Genomic DNA, 17,961 nt, shown 5'->3' with positions numbered 1-17,961 from the left:
TATATCAGCAACACGCAAACGCCAAGTTTGCTATATTTATTGTACCAAACACATTGGATTTTCACACTTTTTGCATTATAAGCGATACCTGAATGGGCTTCAAAAGCAATTTGAAGATTTAATCTTGTTTTTAAAATAGATACGTATGTGCATCTAATGAATAGACGCTTTCGGATTGACTATACTGAGAACATCAACTATGGAAGGAGGTGGCATGATGACCGATACGACCGGGCGATCCCCCAAGCGTAAACCGCTTTGGCTTCGATGCTTTCAAGGAATAATGTCTCTCACTATCCTGACGGTCATCGCCGCCTGCATCCTGCTCGCCTATTTGTACACGACCAGCCTTCCGCTCGCAGATACGGATCGGAATTCACGTCTGCTCGATAGTCAGGGGCAAGTCATCGCCACTTTCTCTGCTGGAGGCAAGGAATCCATTCCGGTCCAGCTTGATGACATTTCACCCAATTTGATTGCAGCTACCCTGGCTGTGGAAGATCGGAAGTTTTACGATCATTTTGGCTTTGATTTCAAAGGTCTGGGCCGGGCGGTAATCGTTAATCTGACCCGCTGGGATATGTCGCAAGGGGCCAGCACGCTGACTCAGCAGCTTGCACGCAATCTGTACTTATCTCATGAAAAAACGTGGACGCGCAAAGCCAAGGAGGCCATTTATACCGCACAGCTTGAAATGAAGTACACCAAGAATGAGCTGCTGCAAATGTATTTGAACGAAATTTACTATGGTCACGGCGCCTATGGCATTGAAGCAGCTTCGCAAATGTATTTCGGTAAATCCGCAAAGGATCTGGATTTGGCTGAAAGCGCCCTGTTAGCAGGTATCCCGAAAGGGCCGACCTACTATTCACCGTATAATCATATGAAAAATGCAAAGGATCGGCAGAAAATTGTACTGGACTCCATGGCGCTCACTGGCAAGATTACTCCGGCTGAAGCCACCAAGGCCTATGAAGAAATGCTGGCCCTGCGGCCCGAGAGCCAGCGCCGGACAGTGGAAACCGCTCCCTGGTTCCGCGATTACGTCCGCCAGCTGGCGACTCATCAACTTGGGATTAGTGAAGGGGTGCTTGAGCATGGCGGACTGAGCATTTATACCACGCTGGACATGCACATGCAGCAGGCAGCCGAGGCGGCTGTAAACGAAGGCATGAAGAACAGCAACGGACTGGAAACCGCGTTAATCTCCATGGACCCGCGCAACGGACATGTCAAGGCCATGGTCGGCGGAACGAACTATGTCGGGAATCAATATAACCATGCGCTAGCTACAACCCGGCAACCCGGCTCAGCCTTCAAGCCGATTATGTATCTAAGCGCGCTGGATTCCGGCGAATTGACGAGTACGTCCAAGTTCGAAAGCCGACCAACGTTGTTCCACTACGATAACAACCGCAAGACCTATAAGCCCAAAAATTTTGGAGACAAATACTTGGGCGAAATAGATCTTCGGCGCGCAATTGCGGCGTCCGATAATATTTATGCCGTTAGTACCATTTTGAAGGTGGGAACGGATAAGGTCATGGACCTCGCCAGCAAAATGGGCATTACAAGCGAGCTCAAGCCCGTACCCTCGCTGGCGCTGGGTGTGTCGCCCGTCAGCCCGTTCGAGATGGCCTCGGCCTTCTCGGTCATCGGCAGCGGCGGGCAAAAGGTGGCTCCGGTGGCAGTGCTGCGCATCACCGATGCGGCCGGACGGTCGCTGTACGAAGCGCCCCAAGCCGCGCCCGTGCAGGTGGTGAAGCCCGCCTCCGCCTATGTCCTCACACGCCTCATGGAAGGCGTATTCGAAGAAGGCGGCACCGGCAACCGGGTCGCGAAGCTGATCAAGCGCCCGGTTGCCGGCAAGAGCGGCACGACCAACACCGATGCGTGGATGGTCGGCTTTACCCCCGAACTATCCACCGCTGTCTGGGTTGGCTATGACAAGGGCAAGGACATCAGCACACAGGATGCCCGACGGGCGGCTCCGATTTTTGCGCAATATACGGAGAAAGCGCTGGAGAATGTGCCGCCCAAAATCTTTCCTATCCCTGACGGCGTAGTCAGCGCTTATATTGATCCGGCCAGCGGCAAGCTTGCTGCACCGGACAGTCCCGACAAGCGGCTGGAGGTATTCGTTAGCGGTACCGAGCCGAAAGAGACGCTATCGGGACAAGATAACCCACCGGCATCAACACCAACGGACCAAGCGGAGCGACAAGCCGAAAAGAAATCGTGGTGGGGCAATTTTAAGCGTTGGTGGATGGATTAATAGCAAAAAAAGACTGGGGGAACGCGATGAGCGCTCTCTCAGTCTTTTTATTTTCGCTTCACCTACCTATGTGCCCATTTACCTCTCTTGCCAGTGCCATCAGCCATCATCCCGTTAAACCCTGCTCTTCCCTAAAGCTGTGCTATTACCAATAACAGCTAAACGACTCAATACGGTTAGTGTCTACACCATAATAAAACCAAAAACGACCACTCCACCGAAAACCCGCTACGGATGTCCTGCCTACAAAGATCGGGTACATCCAGAAACGCTCTCCGTTCGTCAGCCATACAAACGTGTTGCGGAATAAACAACCGACAATGGCTCCAGGGTCAACCGCATATGCCGAAACCAGCGGCTTCGGTGGCGTAAATTGCGGGGGTGGGGACGTTGGTGCTTGAGTTTGCTGCCCACCTTGCGGACCCAATGGACCCTGCGGCGGCGGTGAGAACGGCTGTGGTGAAAATGGCCCTGGGCCTGGTGGTGGACCTATCGGGGATGGGAACGAATCCTGCATATCAGGAAATTGTGGGATCGAAGGACCTGACGGCGTGAATGGACCCGGAGTACCCGGTTGCGTTCCGAAAGGAACTTGTGGCAGTAAAGACATGTGTTTCACTCCTTGTGTTCTAGGCTGATGTATCCTATGCGGGACATCAGCCCGCGGACTGGGCGAATCCCCATATCGCCGCCAAACTCTGCTATTTCGTCCTTTTACATCAAAAGTTCTTATTTCCTGATACGATTAACTCCCTTTCTGAACATGCTCCAGCTCAATTTCATGTACCATTTTAATCTCGATTCGTTTCCTTAGATCATAATACCGTTCCAGTAGTCGGTGCCCAACCCCCAACTGTTCATTGATCCAGCCTATAATAGAGTCATCGTGATGTTCGTTAGACCAGCTAAACAAATCGCTATATAGCTGACCAAATGATTCCTCATTGCTGCGAGCGAACTGGATCGGTCGGGCTGTATAGCTTAGCTTGAGTTCCAACATCTCATATAGCACATCCAAACGGTATTCCAATGCCTGTACATCTTCTTTGGATGCATCGTAGCTTTTTATATCCTGAACAAGCTCCCTAAAGGTGAGCCCTACATGCTGCATAGCAAAATAAGACCACACACAACTGCCTGTAGCCGTTCCATGAGCCTCCCAAAACGGATTCCACAGGATAGATCGAATCGTATCCTTCTGCCCTTCTCCAAACAATGCTATTCCAGCAATAATTCCTGCATTACAGTCTACGGAAGCATGTTGCTCTCCCCAATGTACCAATCGCGGAATCATATCTTCAGTCGTGCATTTGAAGCTTAACAGAGGTAAGAATTCATTAAACAAATTCTGATCCAGCGCTTTTTCCAATTCAGCCGCCAGTTTCTCACGATACGGTTCGCATGGAAGATGTACCAGTCCCAAACAGGCATCCACAGACACAGCTCCATACGGTCCGTTCACCAAAGCGACGAGATCAGCAGCAGCCTCCACATAACCCAAATAACCTAGCGCATACAGCACACCGTCAGGTATATGTTCTGGGGATGCCTGATTTCGGACGTAACGCTCGTACATATCCTGCGCCAAAGTAACATCCCCGCATCTCATGATCGGCTGGAGGAGCAACCCCCGGATATAATGATGGGGATCTTCTACAAAAAGCCTGTATAACTCCCACGCATCCTCCACTGTCCCATATTGGGCAACCACATCCGTATAGGCAGAAATGATGCTGGCATCCAGCTTCTTAGCTGAGCCGAACATATCAATAAGTCTTGCTGTCGCGTCCATCATCCTGTCTTTCTCCTTTCACGTGTGTACATCTTCATGAAGCACTTCTCTAATGCTGAATATTTCTATTAAAAAGGAGGAAAGATGTTATCATCTACGATACAATCTAGGGAGTTGATCTCATGCATGATTCCAGTCCAAAAATCACAACATTTTTCATGTTCTCTGGTCAAGCAGAAGAAGCCATGCAATATTATACTTCTTTATTTAAGCCGTCTGGTATCATGAGCATTTTTCATCAGGAAGATGGGACCGTGTTACATGCCGTATTCAACCTCAAAGGGCAAACCTTTATGGCTATAGACTATAACCATCAGGACAAACACCCTTTTACCCCAGCTCTATCGCTATTCGTCACTTGTGAATCGGAAGAAGAAATTCATCGTGTGTTTGGTCAGCTATCTCAGGAAGGCCGAGTTCTAATGCCCCTTGAAGCCTCGCCCATAAGCCAACAATTTGGCTGGGTTGAAGACAAATACGGTGTTTCATGGCAATTGAATTTGGCAAAAGACTAAATTTCTTCTCTAAACGATCCAGCAGACTCTAGAAGTCTATAGAAAAACAATAGACCATGCTCCATCCTTTTTGGTAATATTACATTTAATAGGTGCCAGTAAAAGGATGTGTGTTTATTGTATAGTGCAGATTGTGAGAAATGTTTTGGTTTATGCTGTGTAGCTTTACCTTATGCAAAATCTGCTGATTTTGCTTTTAATAAGGATGGAGGAACTCCTTGTCAAAACCTAAATGCGGATTATCGTTGTAATATTCATAAGAACCTAAGAAATAACGGCTTGCGAGGCTGTACGGTATATGATTGCTTTGGAGCAGGTCAAAAAGTTTCCCAAGTTACATACAACGGAAAAAGCTGGCGAGACGATCCGGCAATAGCTGAGGAAATGTTCAATATATTTCCCATCATGCAACAGCTTCATGAAATGCTTTATTACCTAAATGAAGCTCTTAACTTAAAAGAAACTCATCCCATCTATACAGACTTACAAAAAGCTTTGGCGAAAACCGAGCAGCTTACGGATCAAGATCCAAAATCCCTCATAGATCTTCACGTACCAACCCATAGGGCGTTAGTCAATGATTTACTTTTACAAACAAGTGAGTTAGTACGAGAAAAAGTTAAGAAAAACATAGAGCACAATAAATATAGTAAAAAAATCAGAAGTAGGGACCTTATCGGGGCTAATTTAAGAGGCGCTAATCTTAGAGGTACCAACCTGAGAGGAGTTTTACTGATTGCTGCTGATTTGCGAGAGGCTGACCTGAGAATGACAGACTTAATCGGTACGGATTTTAGAGATGCTGATTTAGGTGGGGCCAATCTGGAAGGAAGTATCTTCCTTACACAGGCGCAATTAAATTCGGCTAAGGGCAATTGTAAAACCAAACTGCCCCCTTCTCTAAGCATTCCCGGTCATTGGCTGCATTAGAGTTTATTTTATAGTACTCTCCAAGAAAATACGCAATTAAGTAATTAATATCTCAAAAACGTTCGATTTATGGTATACTTTTCTAATGCGGCATACGGCTAAAAGGGCGGTCGGCTAGTCTCCCCGAAGGGAGGTGATGCCCATGGAGGTTAAAGACGCGATTTCCTTGATGATCATGTTCGGCATGTTCATTCTGGCATTGCTTACCTACATGAAAAAGAAATAGACCGCCCCCCCACAAAGGTAACGGTCTATTGTTGGACCCTACTGCCGACTGCTCTTTAAGCAGTGGTTGTACACTGGAGTCGTGTTGGCGCACGACTCCTTACTATTCTTACCTCAGTATAGCTCATTTTATAACGTAAATACAGCTTTTATCTTCAGGAATTTTACTGATTGCTCAGCTCTTTAATGTATATGGGGCAACGAAAAAGTACCTTCCATTGGATCAGGTTCAAAAATCACGTCTTTATGACTGCATCCAGATTTAAATCCCCTTATTCTTCTTCGTTTAGAAATTCCTTTAATCTCTGACTTAAGGCTGCATACTGCTCTGCATTGGTGTCCGAAAAAGCCTCCTCCCGGTTGGAGTATACATCCTGATACTGAGGAGGGCTTGAAAATTGCGACCTCGTAAAATCTATAATGTCCTCACCAATGCGGTTGTAATAATGCCAGCCACTATCCAACCATGTCCTCAAAATATCGCCGCCAAGCCTGTCCTGAACGACAAGCGCTGTGACACCACATTGTCCAGCCGCAGGATTATTTGCTGTCCATTTAGAGCTAGACTCCAAAGACCAAGCTTGAAACAACGCCTTTTCTAATTCTAAAAAACGGTTTGCATTCAACATGCGCCTCCCCTTTCGATTCCATTCTGCACTTATGATGAACGTGCTTTATTTATTTCAACCCGTATTCCACACTCTGTGAATCTTGGCTTCTGCTTCTTTCAGTTCTAGTAAATACACGTCGGGATTCGAAAGCTTTTTCCAGTCCTCAAACCCAAACTGCGGATCGTAATGTCGAATGAGAAGAGATAGTAAAGCTCCATGAGTTACAATGATAACCGTTTTTTCCGCCCGCTCTATAAGCTCCTGAACAAGCTGGATTCCTCGATCTACTGCTTCACGGGATGATTCCCCTCCCTCCAGCTTCAAGTCCTCGTCCAGATAGGTCTGTTCCAGCACGTCCAGCCAATGATCCAAATGCTCATGGCTAAGTACCCGTTCTTGAAGACGTACATCAGTATACACCTGCAACTGTTTCCGTTCAGCCAAGGGCTGAATGGTTCGCACGGCCCGTTTCCACGGGCTGGACACAATATATTCCACACCTACATTCTCCATAAAATCAACCAACTGCTCAGCTTGTCGGGTACCCTCATCGGTAAGTCGGGCATCTGGTTCCTGTCCTGTTGCTTGGGCATGTCTGACAAAATAAATTTTCTTCACGTCATCACTCCTAACTGTCACACAAATTTAAAATTCTACATATTTACAAATAATTATTTTTATGATATAATATAGGTTTACATATTTATATTTCATGATACGATTCCTTTGTATTACATCAACTCTTATAGGAGGGATTCGATGCAATTAGACAAGGGAATACACATACTCCAGGTTTCTGCTAACATTATGGGAAGTATAGAGAGTATTCACCCCACTTTAATGTGGGACGAAGATAACATAATTTTAGTTGATACGGCTTACCCCGGGCAACTCTCACTTTTACATGAGGCTATTCTAGGCACCGGATTAGCAATCCATAAACTTACCTTCATATTAATAACACACCAGGATCTTGATCATATCGGCAGTTTAGCAGATATAATCCGGGCTTCTTCATCCCCAGTTCAAGTATTAGCCAGTTCTATCGAAAAGCCTTATATACAGGGAGAAAAACAGCTTATAAAGCTGACTCCAGAAGCAATAGATCAAGCTGTAAGTTCCATGCCCGAATCCGTTCCGGTAGAGTGGAGACATGCATTCCGGCGTACACTTGAAAATCCCCCAAAGGCTATTGTAAACTCCACCATCGTTGCCGGAGAGGAATTACCCTTCTGTGGGGGGATCGTAGTTATAGATACTGCTGGACACACACCAGGGCACCTAAGTTTCTATCATAAATCCAGTCAAACCCTGATTGCAGGAGATGCTCTACGCGTAGTAGGCGGCAAATTATTGGCTCCAGACCCGCAATACTGCTGGGATTTCAATATGGCCAAAGAATCTCTTAAAAACCTGCTGCCATATGATATTAAAAAAGTGATTTGCTTTCATGGAGGGCTGTACGAAGGCAATTGTAATCAGCGGATATCTGAAATATGTGAATCCTAGCTTTTGAACACATGTTCATACCCGATCCTTGACCGGTCAGTGAATCATCTAAAGAAAAGACTAACCAGGAATTCCTGGTTAGTCTTTTCTTTATGAGAACTAAGCTTTTAAGTGAACTCTTAATACGGGTACATCTGAAGAGGCAGATGTACCTTCCAAGATTTCCACATGACTGATCATCTCTTGCCCGTCTGGAACGATTACCGGAGTAATTACAGGCAAGCCACCCTGTTGAATCGCGTCTAGATCAAACTCCATCAGTAATTGCCCTGCTTTAATGTTATCTCCTGTTTGAACGTGAGGGTTAAACCCCTGTCCTTTGAGGGAAACTGTATTAATCCCGACATGTATCAAAATTTGTACACCGGATTCATGCTCAATGATCAGAGCATGCTTACTTTTCTCCATCACGTGGACGACTTTACCCGTAAAAGGAGCAGTCACTTTACCTTCAGTCGGATGAATAGCGATACCTTCCCCCATTGCCTTCGTGGAAAACGCAGGATCTGGAACCTCTTCAAGGGAAACCACTTTTCCTTTGATTGGTGCTACCATGTCGAATTGTTCAATACGAGGAGCCGCCTTCTTTTTCAACCATTTAAACATAACGATGCCACCTTATTTAGAGATTACATTCATAAACAATAAATAGGACTTAACTACACCTTTTGAGGAACCGGTTCCACAAAAGGAATAAAAAGAAGAGTGGAAGCGATTTCTATTTGAATTATAGTGAATGCCTGTTCAGGATGTCAAGGCGCTACCGTCGTAAAATAACCCGGCTAAGATAATGTCTATCTTAGTCGGGTCATTTGTTATCACAATTACGCATTTAAGTATTGTCAATCTTAAAAGCGATTGTTTTATGGTATACTTTGCTAGTACAACATACGGCTAAAAGGGCGGTAGTCTAGTCTCCCCGAAGGGAGGTGATGCCCATGGAGGTTAAAGACGCGATTTCCTTGATGATCATGTTTGGCATGTTCATTCTGGCATTGCTTACCTACGTGAAAAAGAAATAGACCGCTCTGACTAAGGAATACGGTCTATATCCGACCTTATCTTACCCGGCCGATTGCTCTTTATGCAGTTGTTGTATGCTGGAGTCGTGTTGACGCACGACTCCTTTACTATTCTTACCTCAGTATAGCTTATTCTATAACGTAAATACAGTTTTTTTCTTCAAATATTTTACTGATTTCCTCTGCTATTTTACTTGTCCGGTACATATTCTATGAGGTCTTAAAGCTTACAACTAAAGGTATCACAAAGCTTAAATAGAGGTTCTAATTTGGTTGCTTCTCATAGGAAAAAGCACCTTTAGTATAACTCATTGTAAGTTCAAAACTCTTTAACACCCTTCGCAATAAAAAAAGCAGCCCACATATGTGGCTGCTTTTTTACAATATTATTACTGCGTTAACGCTGGGCCTATCCTTCCAGCGCCTGCTTCAATTCTTCAGGCGAAGCGTCCCACCATTCCTCGTTATGCGAAATTAGCAGACTTTTGAGCGCTGCTTTATCTTCGCTGCCGAGATCATCCAGCATGAAACGACGCTTGAGTGCGTAATCCATACGGTTGACGTGATCGGCGAGGATTTTCCAGCCGCGTTTGGCTTCGTCGTCAATCAGCATCTCGCAGGCGGTGGCACCGCCGTACATACGTCCTTCGGGCGTACGATCCACGGCTACCCATACGAGCCATACTTGGCGTCCATTCGGTACATCCTCTTTATTCGTAGAGAACTTGATACCACGTTCTACTTTACTTTTGGCATGCATGGCACCGATATCAATTTTCGCCTCTCCTCGGTCAATGATGACCGGGGACATGCTGTTCAGGTCGATTGAGCCTGCGCCGAAACCCTTATGTTTACTCTTGCCACTGACAATGTTCAGTGCAATCTGTTTTTTGCCGTCCGGCTGATTTTCACTCATGCGTCACTAGACCTCCATTTTCCGTCTTCACACTCATTCTACACTATAAATATTTTAACTAATAATCTCCTGAAAGCAAACATATACATGCTGTAGATGCTTGTCAACGGGAGGTATCCATTGTATGACCCCAGCACGCACTAAAATCGTTTTATTGTCTACACTAGCCCTCGGTCTCCTCGCAGGGACGTTATGGTTTGCCTGGCAGCCCCAATCGCAATCCGACCCGCAGTCCATAGGCCAACCACTATACGGCTCCCTGTCTGAGTCTGCGCTTGCCCCAAATATGGGCAAGCCTCTAGGGGCAAACATCCTGCCTGACCTGCCCAAGAACCCTCCACAGCCCGCTACAGAAATCCTCAGCAAACGGGTGGTAGAGTACCACATTGATGTGTCTCTGGAAAAAGGACAGGTTTTGCGAGGCACTGAGACACTGACCTGGAAGCATCCGGGCAAGAAAACCGTGAATGATTTGTATCTTCATCTATACCCGAATGCCTTCTCTTCCATGGAAACTACCTTTATGAAGGAATCCGGTGGAAAGCTGCGAGGAGACACCATGCCCAAAGACGGCTTTGGCTCCATGACGCTGACTGAACTAAAAACAGAGGACGGTTTATCTCTCATGCACCGCATCCAATATGTGCAGCCAGATGACGGTAACGCAGGCGACCGTTCGCTCATGAAGGTGCGTCTACCCAAGCCGGTACGAGGTGGCGAAGAAATCACATTATATATGAAGTTTGAGGTAAAACTGCCCGCCATCTTCGCTCGTATGGGTGCGACAGATGATTTTGTAATGGCAGGACAGTGGTTCCCGAAGCTCAGCGTCTACGAGACTGCAGGACAGCGTGGACGCGCCGAGGAGGGCTGGAACCTCCACCAGTATCATGGTAACTCCGAGTTTTATGCCGATTTTGGAATTTACAGCGTACGGATTCGGGTGCCTGAAACTCATATCGTAGCAGCGACCGGATTTCCCACCCGTGGTGCCGTCCGACAGAACGGCCAAAAAATATATCAATTTTATGCCGATGATGTACACGATTTTGCCTGGTCCGCTTCACCCAACTTTGTAACCGTAGAAGAACCCTTTTCTTCCGCTGAAGTCCCTGGTGTCAAAATTAAGCTCTACCTTGACCCGTCGCACAAGGAGCTCAAAGGACGCTATATGAGCGCCGCGAAGGCCGCCCTTTCGTACTACAGCAAATGGTACGGGCCTTATCCATATTCCACCCTATCCATCGTGGTTCCACCCAAATCAGGCAATGGAGCCGGCGGTATGGAGTATCCGACACTCATCACAGCCGCTGCTGCGGGTAATCTGAATCCTGGCTATAGTCTGGAACGGACATTAGTTCATGAGATTGGACATCAATATTTCTACGGAATGGTAGCCAATAATGAATTTGAGGAGCCGTGGCTGGATGAAGGCTTCACCTCCTATGCAGAGGAGCGGCTTATGGAACAAGAATATGGGCTTACCCCCAACTTGCCATTACAATCGGGACAGGTAGCCTCCCCACAGCCGCTAAACCGCGAGTCATGGAAGTACGGCTCAGCTGCTGAGTACGCGCAAAATGCCTACTCTCGAGGCAAGCTGGTACTACGGGGCATTGAACGTCAGGTGGGTATGAAAAAAATGGATCGCATTATGCGGACCTACGTCCAGACGTACCGATTCAAGCATCCGTCCTCACAGGATTTTCAACGTATCGTGGAGAGAGTCACCGGACGCTCATGGAGCCACTATTTTGAACAGTATGTATATGACGGCCAAATGGCGGACTTTTCAGTGGATCACATCACAAACCACAAGCTGGAGAATGGATATGAAGCAGTCGTGACGGTCAGCAAAAAAGGGGCGGATTATCCCAAGATCCCTGTCCAATTTACCTTCAAGGATGGGACAACGATATTCAAGGCTTGGGACGGCGCGGGCAAAAGCACAACTTTTCGGGTCAAAAGTACTTCTCCCGTTTCCTATGTAACCCTTGATCCTCTATATACCATTGCACTGGAGAATAAGCATATTAACAATAGCCTAAAGGCCGAATTGGACGAAAAACAACAAACCCGTTGGAGTATAAGTGTAACCAAGCTGTTGGAGACACTGCTTGGAAGTCTGTCATGGTGAGGTGTCTATAGATGCGGACTGTTATAAAAGAGGGCTGGGCGCTGGTGCGCATACGATTTTATATCGTTATCATTTTATTTCTGTATCGACTACTGTGGGGGGTGTTTCTCTATCGGCTGGTGCAGTCTGCCGTTATCCCGCTATTGCTCCGTTATCCTGATCAGGGTCAAAACGAGCTGGGACAGACCTTGTTTTGGATGGAGAGCCAGATTGCTCTGATGGACAGCCGGGAAGTACATGTGTATTTGTGGATACTACTAGGGGCGACTGTACTACGCATACTGATCACTCCCTTCATTAGAGCCGGAATATATCAAAGTCTGCATACCGATGCGACTGAACCGCAAAGCCTGTCCTTTTTCAAGGGTATGAAACGCCATGGCATGTCGTCGCTGTTGTATTACACCATTGAGTTGGGACTGCTGCTGCTTCCCGCCTTTTGGGTGGTACCGAGACTCTACCCTATTGTAGCAGGAGCGCTTCAATCTCCCTCTTATCTGCTGCATTTATTGCCCTATGTCATTGGATGGATGGCATACGGATGGTTCATTCGGCAGTGCATCCTGTATATGCAACTGGGTACTGTCGGTGGTCACACCATACTATCCTCCCTGCTCGCCTTCTTTCGCCAGCTCCTCCCAGCTGTCGGTATATCCCTTTTGCTCGGTGCTTGTGTGCTGCTGGTCTTCGGTCTATTTGGCACCGTGGCGATGATTTGGACTGGCATGCTGGCGCTCATTCTCCAGCAATCGTATCATTTTGTTACTAGTCTGGTCAGGCTGTGGCATATCAGTTCGCAGTACAGACTATGGCATACCGATATTTCCAGTAGAAGCTAAACCCTGCCTTTATGTTTTTTACTTCATTTCCGTCTGTCGAAAAACCCTGACTCATACCCGCGCAAACGACACATAACTGAATACTGTTAACAAGATCTGTTCCTGAGACATTAGGAGCAGATTTTTTTTGTAACTTTTTGCAATGAAACATTTGCCAAAGCCAGCCGTCTTTGTTACAATAATCGCAGTGAACTGATAGTAACAACTTTGTAATCTTTATTGTAACCTTTATCTCAAAAATAACGTTATTGTGAATACTGCTCTCCAAGGTGCACATCTTAAGTTAAGCCTAATTCCTGGCACCTAGGAAGCGGGGGAACCAGTTTGGGTGAATTGATCTCGCAACAGAGTGGTCATAGGGGAACCTTCTACCGAATCCTTAAGCTAACCTCGCAGGCATTGGAAGGGGTATATTTTTTTTGAAGAAGAAGCTAACGATCGCAGCTATGGGTCTTGCCATTGCCTTTACATCTTTTACATTCGGTGGCGGCAGTGCATATGCAGACTCCAAGATGGACCAGGTCATTCAAGATGCCAAAGGAACGAGCTACAGAAGCGGAGGCACTACACTCGAGGGATTCGATTGCTCCGGCTTCACAATGTACGTATTCAACAAACTGGGAATTAAACTTCCGCATCAATCCGGATCACAATTCAAAATGGGATCTTCTGTATCCCGCGATGAAATGAGACCTGGGGACCTGGTGTTCTTCAACACCACAGGAAGAGGCATTTCCCATGTAGGTATCTTCGTAGGTGAAGGGAAATTTGCCCACTCCTCGACTTCACGTGGTGTAGTAGTTAGCTCACTGAACGAAAATTATTACGCTAACCGCTATGTCGGTGCAAAAAGAATTATGAGCACAGACGCTTACCATTCTGTAGCTTCAGAAATTCCTGATGACGATAACGTAGAATAACTAACGCACAGCAAGCTAACCCTAGCCGCAATTTGATTCTGGCCGGAATCGAATTGCGGTTTTTTATGTCCACAACATCAGCAATTATTATCTTTACTGACGAACTGAGACCTCAAAAGGTTTCAATTTTAGCGAACATCGTCGGTTTTACCGTCACCGCTGGGGGAGCATATGAGCAGTAATTCCTTCTTATTGAATGTATACCCGACTTAGGTATGAAATAAACACGCTTGCCATTCCCCTGCAACTTGTCTACAATCTGTTGTTAATGATTGAAGTACCTGTGTAAAAGGAGGATGGAACACATGCCGGCCTCAATATCCAACTATCGGATCGTACCGATGGACGAGCATCAAGCGGCTGCAATCTGTGAGTGGCGCTATGATCCACCTTATAACATATACGGTTGGCTCCCCTGGGAACAAATGAAGGCGCTTGAAGTCGAATTTGGGAGTCCCACGCTTCGCCAAGAGCAATATGTTGCCGTACTGGATGAAGAGAATAAGCTGACGGGATTTGCTCAATATTTTCCTATGATCGGTGTGACCCGGCTAGGTCTTGGAATGCACCCTGACAGATGCGGACATGGCAAAGGATCAGATTTTGTCCGTGCCATTGCAGAGGAAGCTCAACGACGCAACCCGAAGAATGAAATTGATCTAGAGGTGCTCACTTGGAATGGGCGCGCTATCCGGGCCTACAAGGCGGCTGGATTTGAGCTTACAGATACCTATGAACGCCAGACTCCCGATGGCAAAAAACCGTTTTATTGTATGGTATATCGTCCCGACCACCCAACCCAGGTTCTATGATAAAAGCGCCTTCGGCATACAACCACGATGTTGTATAGCGAAGGCGCTTTTATCATCATACGACAGATCATTACAAGCTCAATGACTGCTGCGCATTTTTTCAAAGGCTTCATTATATTGTTGGGCTTCCTTAATATCCACGGCCATAATACCGCCGTCGTCCCAAGAGGTCAAACGCAGAGTCACGGTCTTGTAATCAATCGTAATAAATGGATGATGATTGAATGCTTCAGATATAGCAGCAACTTCATCCACGAATGCAATCCCTTTCATAAAACTGGAAAAATTATATTTTCGAACGATCCATCGTCCTTCCTCCAGTTCCCAGCCCTCCAGTTTCTCCAGATGTGCTTCAATCTCTTCTTGTGTAAAAGGCATGTTACGAACTCCTCCCCGTTTATACGGAAGCCTTTCGACCGCTTAAATACGGCCAAAACTACGATATATTGGTGTACATATTACCACGGCCCCGTTGATAAATCCATAAGACGGACCTCAAATCAAAGGGACTGACGTCAGCTCCTCGTCTCCAATGAGTACATAGATACGATGCTGCTCCGGCTCATAGATCACAACGCCACTCCCTACAGTGATTGTGGGCTCTGTACCCAGTGCATAAAATAAGTCTTCTGCCAAAGCTTCATTGACTTCCTGACGTCCCGCCGGGTCCAGCCTGTCCCAATCTTCTGCTTCCATCTCAAAAAATTCATAGCTATCTGGGATGCGCCCCACAGCCTCTGTCAAATCGTTCAAAATTTGTTCATACTCACGCCCATGCTTTACTCCCATGCCATTTCCTCCAATGGTTCCGCCATTTAATACATAATCACCTTATTATACCGGAAATTCGCACTTAACAAAAAAGAGAGTTTTGTCGATAAATACTATAATCCGTCTTGTAATGACGCGCTTGGGGCAAGGACGACCCCGGCGGCATGAAAGGATTCAAAATCTATTCTCATGGATGAGGTGTATCATGCAAATTTCAACCATTATCGGACTTGTGCTCGGGATTTTGTCACTGGTCGTCGGGATGATCTTAAAAGGCGCTCCGGTCGTCAATCTGGTCAATAATCCCGCTGCTTACATGATTATTTTCGTCGGAACGGCAGCGAGTATATTTATGGCCTTCCCGATGGCAGAAATCAAACGGATTCCGAAGCTGTTCAAGGTTATTTTCACTGAACAAAAACTGTTAGACCGCAAAGAGCTCATCGGTACGTTTACCGAGTGGGCATCCATTACCCGTCGTGAAGGTCTGCTCGCCTTGGAATCTAAGGTAGAGGAAATCGACGATCCCTTTATGCGTGGCGGCATGCGAATGATTATTGACGGCAATGATCAGGAATTCGTACGGGACGTTCTGATGGAGGATATCAATGCTACCGAGGATCGACATCGCTCTGGCGCACTGATCTTCTCCCAAGCCGGTATGTATGCTCCAACGCTCGGGGTACTCGGTGCGGTTGTAGGTCTGATTGCCGCTCTGGCTGACCTTAGTGACATGGAAAAGCTCTCTCATGCCATTGCAGCAGCCTTCATTGCGACGTTGCTCGGTATTTTTACAGGTTATGTCCTGTGGCATCCGATGTCCAACAAGCTGAAACGGTTATCCAAAAAAGAAGTAGAGCTTAAATTAATGATGGTCGAAGGTCTGCTTTCCATTCAATCGGGGATATCGACGATCGCCATCAGTCAGAAACTGACGATCTTCCTGACTCCGACCGAACGGGCTACGATGACCCAGAAGGATGGCGATTCCAGTGAGTAAAAAGAGACATGAACCGCATGAAGAGCATGCTGACGAAAGCTGGCTGTTGCCATATTCCGACTTAATGACCCTTCTGTTGGCTCTTTTCATTGTCTTATTCGGTATGAGCTCGCTCGACGCCAAAAAATTTGAAACTATGGCTCAATCCCTGAATGCAGCTTTTAGTGGCGGCACTGGCGTGCTGGATCACTCGGCCGCGAATCCGTCGTCACAATCCATGGATATGGGCAAAAATAAAGAACAAGTGTCACAACCCGTAAAATCGAAAGCTACTTCTACCTCTGAACTGCAAAAACAGCTTGCCCAGCGGGAAGAAGAAGATTTAAAAAAGCTTAAAAAACAGATGGATCAATATATTCAAAATAACGGCCTGACCCCCTTGCTGAATACCAAGCTAAACCAATCGCAACTAATGATCACCATTAGTGATAATGCCCTGTTTTCATCCGGGCAGGCCGAAGTAAAGCCGGAAGCAAGAAAGCTGGCCAAGTCCATTTCTAGTATGCTCCAGCAGTTCCCTGGCTATGATGTTATCGTATCAGGTCACACGGATAATGTACCGATCTCCAACAGCCAGTTCCCGTCCAACTTTGATTTGAGCGCCAAGCGCTCTCTGAATTTCTTGCGTATCTTGTTGCTCAATCCAGATCTCGATCCAACCAAGTTTGTATCCATCGGTTATGGCGAGTATCGTCCATTGGCAAGCAATCAAGATGGTCAAGGACGCGCCAAAAACCGTCGTGTTGAAATATCTGTTCTCCGCAAATATCAGAACGGAACACAGGTTATCAGTCCTACCTCAAGCTCGAATGAAGGTTGATTATGCATATGTTATATGAACAAAGGCACCGCCGCATTTTTATGCAGCTGGTGCCTCTTTGTTTAGTGCTTCCTGTACTTTGCCCTTTCAGATACGACGATCATACGCTGTAGGCTATACGAGCCCCTCTGGCATTAGCTAAGCGTATAATCGAGCATCTGACCAAGCTCCTGCTTCTCAGCCTCTGTCAGATCACGCCAGGCACCTTTCTGAAGGGACCCCAACCGAATATTCATGATTCGCAGCCTTTGCAGTTTTTTAACTTCATAACCGAAGGCAGCACACATACGCCGGATCTGACGATTTTTCCCTTCAGTCAGGATAATACGGAATACATACTCAGATACACGCGTCACCTCACAAGGTAGCGTCCGCTGACCGAGTATTTTCACCCCGCTGGACATGCCCTGCACAAAAGACGGTACGACAGGGCGATCCACCGTTACGATGTATTCTTTCTCATGCTTGCCTTCTGCCCGTAAAATCTTATTCACAATGTCTCCATCATTGGTAAGTAAAATGAGACCTTCCGAATCCTTATCCAGGCGTCCTATCGGGAATATCCGCTGCGGATGGCCCACAAAATCAACAACATTGCCTCTAATGTGGCTCTCCGTTGTACTTGTAATGCCCACCGGCTTGTTCAATGCAATATAGACGTGATCGGACTTATCGCGCAGTGGCTTGCCGTTCACACGAACATCATCGCCTTCTTCCGCTTGACTACCCAGCACAGCCACTTCGCCGTTAATCGTCACGCGGCCACTCTCTACCAGCTTGTCCGCCTCGCGGCGCGAGCAAAAACCGGTTTCGCTGATAAACTTGTTAATGCGCAACCTGTGTACCCTCCATTTCTACTAACACACT

General features: G+C 46.6%; 21 protein-coding genes and 1 riboswitch. Of the genes, 12 read left to right on the top strand and 9 right to left on the bottom strand.

Going from position 1 to position 17,961, the window contains the following annotated elements; all coding sequences use genetic code 11:
- Positions 1–217 precede the first annotated feature (217 nt).
- Positions 218–2,275 carry a transglycosylase domain-containing protein gene (locus T3H97_RS00605; RefSeq protein ID WP_328802760.1) on the top strand — a complete coding sequence of 686 codons (2,058 nt, stop codon included), beginning with the start codon at positions 218–220 and terminating at the stop codon, positions 2,273–2,275.
- A gap of 145 nt (positions 2,276–2,420) precedes the next feature.
- On the opposite strand, the gene T3H97_RS00600 is transcribed toward T3H97_RS00605, so the two are convergent.
- Entirely contained in the window at positions 2,421–2,885 is a 465-nt protein-coding gene (locus tag T3H97_RS00600; protein ID WP_328801406.1) for a transporter, read from the bottom strand.
- 135 nt (positions 2,886–3,020) lie between these two features.
- Positions 3,021–4,070: a hypothetical protein gene (locus T3H97_RS00595; protein ID WP_328801405.1), complete on the bottom strand. Its 1,050-nt coding sequence runs from the start codon at positions 4,068–4,070 to the stop codon at positions 3,021–3,023.
- Between the two features lie 119 nt (positions 4,071–4,189).
- Between T3H97_RS00595 and T3H97_RS00590 the strand changes: the two genes are divergently transcribed.
- From T3H97_RS00590 to T3H97_RS00580, 3 genes are all read left to right on the top strand, one after another.
- Complete coding sequence (locus T3H97_RS00590; RefSeq protein ID WP_328801404.1) at positions 4,190–4,582, top strand: VOC family protein; 393 nt, start codon at positions 4,190–4,192, stop codon at positions 4,580–4,582.
- A gap of 117 nt (positions 4,583–4,699) precedes the next feature.
- A complete protein-coding gene (locus tag T3H97_RS00585; RefSeq protein ID WP_328801403.1) occupies positions 4,700–5,512 on the top strand; it encodes a pentapeptide repeat-containing protein in 813 nt (270 codons plus the stop codon).
- A gap of 136 nt (positions 5,513–5,648) precedes the next feature.
- Complete coding sequence (locus T3H97_RS00580) at positions 5,649–5,738, top strand: putative holin-like toxin (protein WP_305954445.1); 90 nt, start codon at positions 5,649–5,651, stop codon at positions 5,736–5,738.
- 271 nt (positions 5,739–6,009) lie between these two features.
- Here the strand turns inward: T3H97_RS00580 and T3H97_RS00575 are convergent, their stop codons facing one another.
- Together T3H97_RS00575 and T3H97_RS00570 are read right to left on the bottom strand one after the other, a co-directional pair.
- Complete coding sequence (locus T3H97_RS00575) at positions 6,010–6,363, bottom strand: YunG family protein (RefSeq protein ID WP_328802758.1); 354 nt, start codon at positions 6,361–6,363, stop codon at positions 6,010–6,012.
- Between the two features lie 57 nt (positions 6,364–6,420).
- A complete protein-coding gene (locus tag T3H97_RS00570) occupies positions 6,421–6,966 on the bottom strand; it encodes a histidine phosphatase family protein (RefSeq protein WP_069290786.1) in 546 nt (181 codons plus the stop codon).
- A gap of 141 nt (positions 6,967–7,107) precedes the next feature.
- Between T3H97_RS00570 and T3H97_RS00565 the strand changes: the two genes are divergently transcribed.
- On the top strand, positions 7,108–7,857 hold the full coding sequence (locus tag T3H97_RS00565; protein WP_328801402.1) for an MBL fold metallo-hydrolase: 750 nt from the start codon (positions 7,108–7,110) through the stop codon (positions 7,855–7,857).
- 99 nt (positions 7,858–7,956) lie between these two features.
- Here the strand turns inward: T3H97_RS00565 and T3H97_RS00560 are convergent, their stop codons facing one another.
- On the bottom strand, positions 7,957–8,463 hold the full coding sequence (locus T3H97_RS00560; protein WP_328801401.1) for a PTS sugar transporter subunit IIA: 507 nt from the start codon (positions 8,461–8,463) through the stop codon (positions 7,957–7,959).
- A 326-nt stretch (positions 8,464–8,789) separates the two neighbouring features.
- On the opposite strand from T3H97_RS00560, the gene T3H97_RS00555 reads away from it, so the two are divergent.
- The gene (locus T3H97_RS00555; RefSeq protein ID WP_373441577.1) at positions 8,790–8,879 is read left to right on the top strand and encodes a putative holin-like toxin; all 90 of its coding nucleotides are present in this window, start codon (positions 8,790–8,792) and stop codon (positions 8,877–8,879) included.
- A 409-nt stretch (positions 8,880–9,288) separates the two neighbouring features.
- Here the strand turns inward: T3H97_RS00555 and T3H97_RS00550 are convergent, their stop codons facing one another.
- Positions 9,289–9,795, bottom strand: a complete 507-nt coding sequence (locus tag T3H97_RS00550) for a YwhD family protein (protein WP_013368743.1) — start codon at positions 9,793–9,795, stop codon at positions 9,289–9,291.
- 124 nt (positions 9,796–9,919) lie between these two features.
- Here T3H97_RS00550 and T3H97_RS00545 point away from each other — a divergent pair, with 124 nt between their 5' ends.
- The 4 genes from T3H97_RS00545 to T3H97_RS00530 all read left to right on the top strand — a co-directional run bounded on the left by T3H97_RS00545 (position 9,920) and on the right by T3H97_RS00530 (position 14,503).
- Positions 9,920–11,932 (top strand): M1 family metallopeptidase, encoded by a 2,013-nt coding sequence (locus T3H97_RS00545; RefSeq protein ID WP_328801400.1) that lies wholly within the window; start codon positions 9,920–9,922, stop codon positions 11,930–11,932.
- 11 nt (positions 11,933–11,943) lie between these two features.
- Positions 11,944–12,771, top strand: coding sequence for a hypothetical protein (locus T3H97_RS00540; protein WP_328801399.1), 828 nt, complete (start codon positions 11,944–11,946; stop codon positions 12,769–12,771).
- 276 nt (positions 12,772–13,047) lie between these two features.
- A riboswitch (cyclic di-AMP (ydaO/yuaA leader) is annotated at positions 13,048–13,185 on the top strand.
- A gap of 5 nt (positions 13,186–13,190) precedes the next feature.
- Entirely contained in the window at positions 13,191–13,691 is a 501-nt protein-coding gene (locus tag T3H97_RS00535) for a C40 family peptidase (protein WP_025723776.1), read from the top strand.
- Positions 13,692–13,996: 305 nt separating this feature from the next.
- Positions 13,997–14,503, top strand: coding sequence for a GNAT family N-acetyltransferase (locus tag T3H97_RS00530; protein ID WP_209950353.1), 507 nt, complete (start codon positions 13,997–13,999; stop codon positions 14,501–14,503).
- Between the two features lie 78 nt (positions 14,504–14,581).
- Here T3H97_RS00530 and T3H97_RS00525 read toward each other — a convergent pair whose 3' ends face one another.
- Complete coding sequence (locus T3H97_RS00525) at positions 14,582–14,881, bottom strand: 4a-hydroxytetrahydrobiopterin dehydratase (RefSeq protein ID WP_007428083.1); 300 nt, start codon at positions 14,879–14,881, stop codon at positions 14,582–14,584.
- Positions 14,882–14,998: 117 nt separating this feature from the next.
- A complete protein-coding gene (locus T3H97_RS00520; RefSeq protein WP_013308186.1) occupies positions 14,999–15,292 on the bottom strand; it encodes a hypothetical protein in 294 nt (97 codons plus the stop codon).
- 187 nt (positions 15,293–15,479) lie between these two features.
- Between T3H97_RS00520 and motA the strand changes: the two genes are divergently transcribed.
- Together motA and motB are read left to right on the top strand one after the other, a co-directional pair.
- Positions 15,480–16,274, top strand: coding sequence for a flagellar motor stator protein MotA (gene motA / locus T3H97_RS00515; RefSeq protein WP_029514943.1), 795 nt, complete (start codon positions 15,480–15,482; stop codon positions 16,272–16,274).
- Positions 16,267–17,094, top strand: a complete 828-nt coding sequence (gene motB / locus T3H97_RS00510; protein WP_272639594.1) for a flagellar motor protein MotB — start codon at positions 16,267–16,269, stop codon at positions 17,092–17,094. Before motA ends, motB begins: the two co-directional genes overlap by 8 nt.
- 134 nt (positions 17,095–17,228) lie before the next feature.
- Here the strand turns inward: motB and rluF are convergent, their stop codons facing one another.
- Complete coding sequence (gene rluF / locus T3H97_RS00505; protein ID WP_250241616.1) at positions 17,229–17,930, bottom strand: 23S rRNA pseudouridine(2604) synthase RluF; 702 nt, start codon at positions 17,928–17,930, stop codon at positions 17,229–17,231.
- Between the last annotated feature and the right edge of the window lie 31 nt (positions 17,931–17,961).

This window comes from Paenibacillus sp. LX16, from assembly GCF_036252815.1.
Taxonomy (GTDB): Bacteria; Bacillota; Bacilli; order Paenibacillales; family Paenibacillaceae; genus Paenibacillus; species Paenibacillus polymyxa_B.
This window is presented reverse-complemented; position numbering and strand designations above follow the sequence as displayed.

What these genes read in the sequence shown, in the direction of transcription:
- T3H97_RS00605 (WP_328802760.1), top strand. Translation starts at nt 218, where the DNA reads ATGACCGATACGACCGGGCGATCCCCCAAGCGTAAACCGCTTTGGCTT.
- T3H97_RS00600 (WP_328801406.1), bottom strand. Translation starts at nt 2,885, where the DNA reads ATGTCTTTACTGCCACAAGTTCCTTTCGGAACGCAACCGGGTACTCCG.
- T3H97_RS00595 (WP_328801405.1), bottom strand. Translation starts at nt 4,070, where the DNA reads ATGATGGACGCGACAGCAAGACTTATTGATATGTTCGGCTCAGCTAAG.
- T3H97_RS00590 (WP_328801404.1), top strand. Translation starts at nt 4,190, where the DNA reads ATGCATGATTCCAGTCCAAAAATCACAACATTTTTCATGTTCTCTGGT.
- T3H97_RS00580 (WP_305954445.1), top strand. Translation starts at nt 5,649, where the DNA reads ATGCCCATGGAGGTTAAAGACGCGATTTCCTTGATGATCATGTTCGGC.
- T3H97_RS00565 (WP_328801402.1), top strand. Translation starts at nt 7,108, where the DNA reads ATGCAATTAGACAAGGGAATACACATACTCCAGGTTTCTGCTAACATT.
- T3H97_RS00560 (WP_328801401.1), bottom strand. Translation starts at nt 8,463, where the DNA reads ATGTTTAAATGGTTGAAAAAGAAGGCGGCTCCTCGTATTGAACAATTC.
- T3H97_RS00555 (WP_373441577.1), top strand. Translation starts at nt 8,790, where the DNA reads ATGCCCATGGAGGTTAAAGACGCGATTTCCTTGATGATCATGTTTGGC.
- T3H97_RS00550 (WP_013368743.1), bottom strand. Translation starts at nt 9,795, where the DNA reads ATGAGTGAAAATCAGCCGGACGGCAAAAAACAGATTGCACTGAACATT.
- T3H97_RS00545 (WP_328801400.1), top strand. Translation starts at nt 9,920, where the DNA reads ATGACCCCAGCACGCACTAAAATCGTTTTATTGTCTACACTAGCCCTC.
- T3H97_RS00540 (WP_328801399.1), top strand. Translation starts at nt 11,944, where the DNA reads ATGCGGACTGTTATAAAAGAGGGCTGGGCGCTGGTGCGCATACGATTT.
- T3H97_RS00530 (WP_209950353.1), top strand. Translation starts at nt 13,997, where the DNA reads ATGCCGGCCTCAATATCCAACTATCGGATCGTACCGATGGACGAGCAT.
- T3H97_RS00525 (WP_007428083.1), bottom strand. Translation starts at nt 14,881, where the DNA reads ATGCCTTTTACACAAGAAGAGATTGAAGCACATCTGGAGAAACTGGAG.
- T3H97_RS00520 (WP_013308186.1), bottom strand. Translation starts at nt 15,292, where the DNA reads ATGGGAGTAAAGCATGGGCGTGAGTATGAACAAATTTTGAACGATTTG.
- motA (WP_029514943.1), top strand. Translation starts at nt 15,480, where the DNA reads ATGCAAATTTCAACCATTATCGGACTTGTGCTCGGGATTTTGTCACTG.